Raw genomic sequence first — 1,114 nt, 5'->3', positions numbered from 1 at the left:
GGGTCAGTCAAACTCCTCCACCCGCAAGGCAGGACAGGAGCGGATTGTTAGTTTGACTTTGTTTCCCGGGCAAGGGCTTCGGCGGCCTCTTTGAGGCGATAGCTGCGTCCATCGAACTCAAGCAGATGGCAATGATGCATAAGGCGATCGAGGATCGTCGTGCTCATGGTGTTGTCTCGCAGGTACGTCCCCCAGTCCTGCACCACCCGATTGGAGGTGACGATGACGCTGCGGCGCAATTTGTATCGTTGGTGGATCAGGGTCTGCAGCCACGCGCCGGCGTCGTCGGGGATGGTGCGTGCGAGGAACAGATCGTCGAGCACGAGGAGATCGCAGTCGATGATTGTTCGCATCCGCGCCTCGCGTTGCGCAGGGGCGTTCAGAGCGTGTCGGTGGAAGAAGTCATCGGTCTCGAGATACTGGACCTTATGGCTTTGCATGACTGCCTGATAGGCGATCGCCTTGGCGATGTGGGATTTCCCAGTACCCGGCTTGCCGACGAGCAACGCGTTCTCGCCAGCGGCGATAAACGCCAGGGTGTGGAGCTGGAAACAGGTTTGGCGCGGCAATTTGGGATTGAAGGACCAGTCGAACTCGGCGAGCGTCAGTTTTTCATCGAGCCCGGATTGCTGGTATCGCCGCTCGACAAGGCGGGACTGGCGACGATCCAGTTTGTCCTGCAAGATCAAAGAGAAGGTCTCGAGGAAGGATTGGTTTGCGCCCTGCGCCTGCAGCACGCGCGTCTGCAGCGTGTCGCGGACGCCCGACAGGCGCAACTGTCGCAGGCAACGTTCAATTTCCGGCATTGTCATCATGGGGTTGGATTTCCAGTTTGAGGTGAGAAGGCGCAGCGGCAGCGCTCGTGGCGCCGAAGCTGGTCGGGGTTGCGCAGGCGCCACGAGCGCGGATTGCAGGCGCGCGGTCGTTGTGCGCCTCGGCCTGCCGGCCATTGTTGCCGGCATCGTGTCGCACAGCACGGCTGAAGAGGTCGCCATATTCGGCGGGGGCGCGGATCAGTGGATGATCCTGGGTGAGCTGCGATACCGGCTGTGGGGCTTCTTCAACCTGTTGCAGCGCCAGCTCAAACAGCCGCTCGACAGTCGCGCGTACGTGC

General features: G+C 61.2%; 1 protein-coding gene and 1 pseudogene. Both read right to left on the bottom strand.

Annotation, left to right across the window (positions count from 1 at the left end; translation table 11 throughout):
- Window positions 1-47: 47 nt before the first annotated feature.
- Entirely contained in the window at window positions 48-815 is a 768-nt protein-coding gene (gene istB / locus JQK88_RS35425; RefSeq protein WP_203281222.1) for an IS21-like element helper ATPase IstB, read from the bottom strand.
- Window positions 793-1,114, bottom strand: a pseudogene (locus tag JQK88_RS35420) (IS21 family transposase); the annotation flags it as partial. The gene istB and the pseudogene JQK88_RS35420, both read right to left, overlap by 23 nt.

It is taken from the genome of Mesorhizobium caraganae (genome assembly GCF_016836705.1).
GTDB lineage: Bacteria > Pseudomonadota > Alphaproteobacteria > Rhizobiales > Rhizobiaceae > Mesorhizobium > Mesorhizobium caraganae.
Note: the sequence above shows the minus strand (reverse complement) of the source record. Positions and strands in the feature narration are given on the sequence as shown.